Annotated in this window: 5 protein-coding genes and 1 pseudogene; 4 read left to right on the forward strand and 2 right to left on the reverse strand. The window is 68.1% G+C overall.

Annotated features, from left to right (window positions below):
* Positions 1-368: 368 nt before the first annotated feature.
* Entirely contained in the window at positions 369-1,511 is a 1,143-nt protein-coding gene (locus ABZ845_RS31555) for a hypothetical protein (protein ID WP_360986857.1), read from the reverse strand.
* A gap of 888 nt (positions 1,512-2,399) precedes the next feature.
* On the opposite strand from ABZ845_RS31555, the gene ABZ845_RS31560 reads away from it, so the two are divergent.
* The 3 genes and pseudogenes from ABZ845_RS31560 to ABZ845_RS31570 all read left to right on the forward strand — a co-directional run bounded on the left by ABZ845_RS31560 (position 2,400) and on the right by ABZ845_RS31570 (position 4,672).
* Complete coding sequence (locus tag ABZ845_RS31560; RefSeq protein WP_360986860.1) at positions 2,400-3,200, forward strand: maleylpyruvate isomerase family mycothiol-dependent enzyme; 801 nt, start codon at positions 2,400-2,402, stop codon at positions 3,198-3,200.
* A gap of 322 nt (positions 3,201-3,522) precedes the next feature.
* Positions 3,523-3,855, forward strand: a pseudogene (locus tag ABZ845_RS31565) (transposase); the annotation flags it as partial.
* A 118-nt stretch (positions 3,856-3,973) separates the two neighbouring features.
* Positions 3,974-4,672, forward strand: a complete 699-nt coding sequence (locus ABZ845_RS31570) for an SDR family oxidoreductase (RefSeq protein WP_360986863.1) — start codon at positions 3,974-3,976, stop codon at positions 4,670-4,672.
* A 162-nt stretch (positions 4,673-4,834) separates the two neighbouring features.
* Here the strand turns inward: ABZ845_RS31570 and ABZ845_RS31575 are convergent, their stop codons facing one another.
* Positions 4,835-5,050 carry an e9imm peptide gene (locus ABZ845_RS31575; RefSeq protein ID WP_360986866.1) on the reverse strand — a complete coding sequence of 72 codons (216 nt, stop codon included), beginning with the start codon at positions 5,048-5,050 and terminating at the stop codon, positions 4,835-4,837.
* Between the two features lie 509 nt (positions 5,051-5,559).
* Between ABZ845_RS31575 and ABZ845_RS31580 the strand changes: the two genes are divergently transcribed.
* Positions 5,560-6,501: an META domain-containing protein gene (locus ABZ845_RS31580; protein ID WP_360986869.1), complete on the forward strand. Its 942-nt coding sequence runs from the start codon at positions 5,560-5,562 to the stop codon at positions 6,499-6,501.
* Positions 6,502-6,616: the final 115 nt, after the last annotated feature.

Consider the following 6,616-nt stretch of genomic DNA (forward strand, 5'->3'; position numbering starts at 1 on the left):
CGTCCTGTGGGCCCTCCTGCGCGACAACCGGGTCTTCACCCCCGAACTGCCGGTCGCGCAAGCGGCTTGACTTCATCATTGAGACTCCTTGAAGTACAGGAACCGCCGTAGCACAGACGATCCCTCGTTCGCCTCCCGGACATTGAGAGCAAAGCCGCCCCCTGCACCTCTCCCGGTGAGCCGCAACACCTCCTCACCCAGGCACAGCAGCAAATACGGCCAAGTAGCCGAATCCGACGTCCGGCAGGGCTGCAAGACGGGCACCCGGCCTCGCTCCGCGCGGCGCTGCGCTGCGCTGACGCGCGATCACCTTCGTCACGGTGCGCGGGGGTGTGGTCGGATGCCCGCCGGGTTTGGGGCGTGAGGGGTCAGCCGGTGCAGCCGGTGACGATGACGGGGCTGCCGTCGCAGTTGGTGGGGATGTTGTTGCGGATCTCTGACCCGGTCACCATGAACTGGGTGTCTGTCCACACGCCGCCCGGCGCGACGGTGGAGGCGTTGTTGTTCACCTCACTGCGGTCGAGCGTCACCGCACCGCCGGTGTTGAAGATACCGCCGGCCTGTGAAGTGCCGGAGCCATTCGCGCTGTTGCGGTCGACGGAGCTGTACTGCAGCACGAGGGTGCCGGTGTCTTCGTAAATGCCGCCGCCCTGGCCGTTCGCGCCTCCTGCGACGTTGCCGGCGACCTCGGTCTTGATGAGGGTCAGCGAGGCAGCATTCCAGATGCCGCCGCCCGTCGCGCCCGCGGTGGTGTTGTTGAGGATCTTGCTGTTGATGAACTGCGCTGTGCCGCCGTCGAGGTCGATACCGCCGCCGTCGTTGCTTGAGGCGTTGTTCTTCAGGATGGTGTTGCGGTAGATGGAGTCACCGCCCTCGTGGTCGATGGCCCCGCCATCAACGGCGAAGTTGCGGGAGAACACGACCCCGTCGGTGGTGACGGTACCGTCCGACTGCAGGCCGCCACCGCCTTCCGCCGCGTTGTTGAAGGTGAACTCGCTGCGGGTGATGTACGCCGTGGCTCCTCCCTCGACATCGACGCCGCCTCCCTCCTGGGCGGTGGTGTTGTTGTCGAGGATGACTTCGTTGAGCTTGAGCATGCCGGAGGGGTCGACGAGGATGCCTCCCCCGTCCCCGAGTGCGTCGCCGCCGCGGATCGTGACGTCGTCGAGCCGCAGGTCACCGGTGGAGGTGACGTGGAAGATACGGAAGGTGCCGGCCGCCACCCCGTCACGGACGATCGTGGAGTCCCGGCCCTCGATGGTGAGCTGCTTGTCGATGGGGGGCAGTCCGTCGTCGCCGGCGTAGGCCGAGTTCAGGTGGTAGGTGCAGTGGCGGGCGAGGACGAGCGTGGATCCCGCAGGCGCCGTGTTGATCGCGTTGATCAGGGCCGCGGTGTCGCACGCCACCGGGATACCCGATCCCGAGCCTCCCGCGACGGCCGGAACCGCGCCCACGCCGTTGGCGAGGACCGTGGCCAGGGCGGCGATGCCGGACAGTGTGGTGTATCGCATGGCTCTCCTTGAGGTACAGGCACCGCCGGAGCACAGACGGCCCCTCGTCCGCCTCCCGGACATTGAGAGCAAAGCCGCCCCCTGCACCTCTCCCGGTGAGCCGCAACACCTCCTCACCCAGGCACAGCAGCAAATACGGCCAAGTAGCTGAACCCGTCGCCCGACAGGACTGCAAGGCGATGACATTTCCCCAGCACACCCTCCCGGCGAGCTCCGCAGGCGGGCCATGCAATCCGTGACCGGTCGCGGCGCCCTGCACGGCGTGGTGGAAGGACAGGGCGAGTACCAGGACGTCGCGGCAGAGTTCGGCGAAGAGCAAGAATGTCTCCGCCCGCACAGCGAGGGGACGCCCGCGAGGTCTCGAGGTTGCCTTCCAATTCGGTGGCAGGTTTCTCCACGTGCCCAGCACAGGATCCCGTGTCCATCAACCGATCCGTTGTTGAACACCAACACCCGGACGTCGGCACGCCGGGCCGGAATCGACTTCCGGCGTCCAACAAGGGTGTTCAACAATGGGAGGCGTCCAGGAACGCTCTACAGCCCTTTTCTGTACGGTGCCGTGCATGACGACTACCGCTGAGTGGGCAGACGCTGATAGCCCGCCCCGACCGGTCCTCCCCCGCCGTCGTGACCTCCGCGTCCATCACATCGAGCGGCAGCATGACCGCGCGCACCGGGTGGCCGTCACGTCGCCGAGGTGCCAGGCCGCGCGGCGAGGCCAGAGCGCCCACAGGCACGACGCCTGGCGTACCGCCACCACCAGCGTCCTCACAGCAGTGCGCAGCTTGTCACCCGAGCGGTGGGAGGCGAGGACGTCCGCAATGGCCAACCGGCGTCGACTGTGAAAATCGCTGTCCGATCACCGGAGCACGGTGATAGACATCCGGCGTGGAAGAGAATCTTGAGTTCCCCGACCTGTTGCGACTGATCGATGAACGGTCGACCGCCTTCCGCGCCGTGGTCGCCGCCGCGCCCGGTCTCGACGCACAGGTGCCGACCTGCCCTGGGTGGACGCTGTTCGATCTGGTGAAGCACCTGGGCGGGGGAGACCGCTTCTGGGCCGCCATCGTCGGCGCGGGGCCCGCCGACGCGCCCCCGGCCGAGGCCGTCGCCGCGCGCGCCGCGCTGGAAGTGCCGCAGGAGCGTGAGGCCCTGCTGGCCTGGCTGGACGCGTCGACGCAGCTTCTGCTGGGCGCCCTGCGCGCGGCGGGACCGGAGAGCGGTTGCTGGACGTGGTGGCCCGCGTCGCAGTCACCGCAGACCGCCGGCGGCACCGCCCGGCACCGGGTCCAGGAGACCGCGGTGCACACCTACGACGCCCAGCTCGCCGGGGGCGCCCCGCAGCCGCTGCCGGTCGAGCTGGCACTCGACGGTGTGGAGGAGTTCCTGTTCACCGTCTGCGCAACGCCGAGTGCCTGGCCGCACAAGCCCACGGCCTTCGACTTCCACGCCGCCGAGGGCCGCTCCTGGCGCCTCACCGTCGACGGCGACGGCGCACGCACCTCCCGCATCCCCGCGCCCACCGCCGCGACCGGCGAGGACTCGGACGCAGCCGGCGCCTCCGTCCACGGCACGGCCAGTGAGCTGGTCCTCTACCTGTACGACCGGATCCAGGCCGACTCCTTGCACGTTGACGGAGACGCAGGGCTGCTCGACCTGCTCCGCGCCTGGGAGCCGGAGGAGAAGTAGGACGTAGTGCCTCTACCTTTCCCGGTACGGGGTCCAGGCCGAAGCAGGCGGCCGTCTCCTGGCATGTCAACGCTCCTTGACCGAGTCGGTTGCGGTCGCTTGAGGGCCTGCAGGATGCGCTGGTAGTCCACCGACAGCGCCGACCAGGCCGGCCCCGCGCGACACACCGGCACCACTGTTTTCGGCTTCGCCGCCTCCGCCGGTTCGGGCCGCACCGGTTGCACACCGGGAGCCGGGGGACCCTCGGAGGCAGCGGGGCCGACGACGGCGTCGTCGCCCGGGGCCAGTTGGCTACCGACTTTGGATGGGCTGCACAGGGAGCCTTTCAGGAGGGGTCATGGTGAAGGGGGACAATCTGAACACCCACCGGGCCGCCGGGATCCGCGAGTACGCGGCCGCGCATGACCGGCTGACCATCGTGCAACTTCCCTCATGTGCACCGGATTTGAACCCGGTCGAGGGCGTCTGGTCGCTGTTACGGCGTGGCCCGCCGGCCAACACCGCCTTCAGCGACGACGAACACCTCGAACGCACCCTCCGCGGGGGACTGCGCCACATCCAGCTCCGCCCCAACCTCATCGACGGCTGCCTTACCGGCACCGGACTCACCCTCACCCTCACCCACGGGCCGACAACAACCCGAGGAGCTCAGTAACTCCTGATTAACAGTCAGGTGCGGAGCCGTCGGAGAAAGCCGGGAGCGAGCGTCGAAGATCGCTGGGTAGAGTGCAGGCGCTATGCCCCGATGACCCCGTCGCCGAGGAGGCCGTCCCATGGAACCCGTCACGCTGATCACCGGTGGTTCGACCGGAATCGGCGCCGCCACCGCCCGCGCCCTGCTCAAGCAGGGCCACCGCGTGGCCGTCACCGGACGCGACGTGGGCAAGCTGGCCGCCTTCGCCACCACCGCGGGGGCGGGCGAGCGGCTGCTGACGATCACCGGCGACGCCGGCGAAGCAGATGACGTCGCCGCAGCCGTCCGCCACGTGCTGGACATCTGGGGTCAGCTGGACAACGTCATAGCCAACGCTGGTTTCTCGCTGCCCGGCAACCTGGAGACCCACGCCCCTGAGGACATGCGCGCCATGATCCTCACCAACGTCCTGGGCCCCGCCCTGCTGATCCAGGAGACCCTGCCCCACCTGAGGACTTCCAAGGGCCGAATCGTGATCACCGGCTCGGTCGCCGGCGTCCGCCACACCCCCGGCAACCTCTACTCCGTCACCAAGTGGGCCGCCCACGCCCTCGCCGAGAACACCCGCCTCCTGGTCGGCCAGGACGGAGTCGGCGTCACCGTTGTCGCCCCCGGCATCGTGGACACCCCCTTCTGGCACGCCCGCGGCGGCACCCCCGAGGCAGCCGCCACGATGACCGCCGAGCAGATCGCGGACACCATTGTGTTCGCCGTCAACCAGCCCGCGGGCGTGGACATCAACCACATCACGGTGCGGCCGACGGGGCAGGTTGGCTGAGGTAGAACTCCCAAGGGTCGTACGGGGAGGCTTCTTTGGCTCCGCCAAGCATGGTGTGGCGCGGGCCGGGGGCGCCTTCGGATCTGGGCCGCCACCCCGCGGCGATCCTAGGCACCGTCACCGCCGTTGCCTTGATCATCTGGCTTTGGGCTTTAGGTCATCTCACAACGCAAGGGGACGGTAGGCCAGAGCCTGATCGACCACCTCTGCCGCTGTCGGATTCCGGCTCTTGGGCCAGAAGATCAAGTCGCTCACATATCCGCTGGGACAGGCAAGGGCCCGGTCAAGCGCCTCCAATATGCCGCTGGCCTCGGCATCGTCGGCGCAGTCCCCGTCCATGATCTTCTGCACCATTGCGACGGCGGTTTCGGGTGCCATCACCGCCTCCTTCGAGAAGAGGTGGCATCTTGGCGACTTACGTGATCGACCGGACAGCCCCTAGCAGTAGGTGGTGATGCCATCAAAGATGGTCGGGTCCCCCGCGAGCTCGACGCCCTCAGCGGCGACGCCGAGGACTTTCACACCCGCGCCGACGTTCCTCTGCGCCGCAGTCGGACGCCTGCAGGACCGTGGAGCCGAGGTACTGAACGGCGAGCAGGGCGACTTCAAGGTCTGTACGTCCTGCCTGGATCCCCCAGTGACGCAGGAGGGGAGCTGTCACTCTCGCTCACGGTTCGGGGTTGGACGGCCGCCCGCATGCGGGCACCACGGTGATCAACGATCGCGGCGCGCGGCCTTGATGGCGGCGACGTGGGGCTGGTGAGGTCCGCTGTTCGGCCTGGGCGAGCTCTACGTCGCATGAACGCGCTGATCGAACGGGGGTTGGCAGAGCAAGATGAGGGAGGCATGAACGACTCGGAGGGGTGGTCGCGGCAACGGCTATGGCCATGACGGGCAACTCCGAAGGTAGATGGGAGGTCCAAATCACCATGCGCATACACCGGACCGGCGCCCTTCTCGGCGCGCTGTTCGTCGCTCTGCTCACCGTCACCGCGTGCGGTTCGCCCCGGGCGGGGAGTGGTGAGGGGAAGGCCCCGGACCGGCCTACGCCGTGGACCACGCCGAAGGGGCCGGGAGGTTACGGCGGACTGCTCCTGGGCGCACGCTGGCGGGTGGACTGGGTCACCGTCGACGGGCGCAACATCGACGCACCGCCGAACGCCGGCGCGTGGGTCGAATTCGGCTACGACAACACGGCCGTGGGCGACTACGGATGCGCGCCGTTCAAGACGTCGGCCACGGTTACCGCCACGACGCTCACCGTCGGTGCGCAGACCCCGGGGGCGACGCCGGACGACGCGTGCATGGCGAAGGATCGCGCCTTCGAGCAGCGGATGCGGAAGATCCTCACCGATGGCCCTCTGGCGGTGGCCGAGCGGGTCGACGATCTCTCGATGACCCTGAAGAACCAGCGGGGCGACTATGTCGCGCTGCAAATGTTGTGGCCTCAGGGGCTCTTCGAAGCGCCGTGGCAACTCCAGTATTTGATCGGCGGCGACGCCACCATCGACATGACAGCCGGCAAAGAGGTCTACTTCGTCTTCCACCGGGATGGCACGGTCACCGGAAAGGCAGGCTGCAACGCCTTCAAGGGCCGGGCTGCCTTCGCAGGCGAGCACGTCACGCTGTACCCGCTCACCCGGACCGCACACCGGGCCTGCTCACGGAAGATCATGTCCGAGGAGGGCGGCCTGCTCGGACAGCATCCGCGCACCTTCTCGATCAAAGCCAGTCGTGGCATCGAGTTCGTGGACGAGACCCACGGCCTCAACTACTTCGGCTATCACTTCGTCCGGCTGACCGGCACACCGCCGCGCCCAGGCGCCTAGTAGATTGTCGCGGCTAAGGATTGTTCTGGTTGGTGGAGTTGGGGTCGGGCAAGCTCCCCTTGTCGCTTCCGTTCGACCGGGCAGGGGTGCCGTGTCCTCGCAGAAGAAGTATCCG

The organism is Streptomyces sp. NPDC047022 (genome assembly GCF_040644155.1).
Classification (GTDB): Bacteria; Actinomycetota; Actinomycetes; order Streptomycetales; family Streptomycetaceae; genus Streptomyces.

Bases quoted from the DNA above. Each gene is read 5' to 3' on its own strand.
- ABZ845_RS31555 (WP_360986857.1), bottom strand. From the start codon at position 1,511: ATGCGATACACCACACTGTCCGGCATCGCCGCCCTGGCCACGGTCCTC.
- ABZ845_RS31570 (WP_360986863.1), top strand. From the start codon at position 3,974: ATGGAACCCGTCACGCTGATCACCGGTGGTTCGACCGGAATCGGCGCC.
- ABZ845_RS31575 (WP_360986866.1), bottom strand. From the start codon at position 5,050: ATGGCACCCGAAACCGCCGTCGCAATGGTGCAGAAGATCATGGACGGG.
- ABZ845_RS31580 (WP_360986869.1), top strand. From the start codon at position 5,560: ATGACGGGCAACTCCGAAGGTAGATGGGAGGTCCAAATCACCATGCGC.